Origin of the sequence: Nocardioides oceani, from assembly GCF_030412965.1 — a bacterium.
Taxonomy (GTDB): domain Bacteria; phylum Actinomycetota; class Actinomycetes; order Propionibacteriales; family Nocardioidaceae; genus Nocardioides; species Nocardioides oceani.
Window position 1 is genome coordinate 1 of the sequence record NZ_JAUHJQ010000252.1, and the last position, 227, is coordinate 227.

Consider the following 227-nt stretch of genomic DNA (forward strand, 5'->3'; position numbering starts at 1 on the left):
TTCACGCTCGGCCTGATCCTCGTGGTCGTGGCCGGCTCGGACCTGGCGACCGGCAACATGATGCTGGTGCCGCTGGGCGCCCTCGAGGGCAAGCTGTCGATCGGCGACGTCGCCCGCAACCAGACCTTGGTCCTGCTGGGGAACCTGCTCGGCGCGCTGTTCGTGGCGTTCTTCCTCGCCGTGCAGAGCGGCGTCATCGGCAGCTCCTCGGCCGACCCCGGCAGCGC

Annotated in this window: 1 protein-coding gene; it reads left to right on the forward strand. The window is 70.5% G+C overall.

Translation table 11 applies throughout. The features are described 5' to 3' along the window. The coding region (locus QWY28_RS23950; protein WP_300955393.1) for a formate/nitrite transporter family protein at nt 1–227 on the forward strand (227 nt) is incomplete at both ends.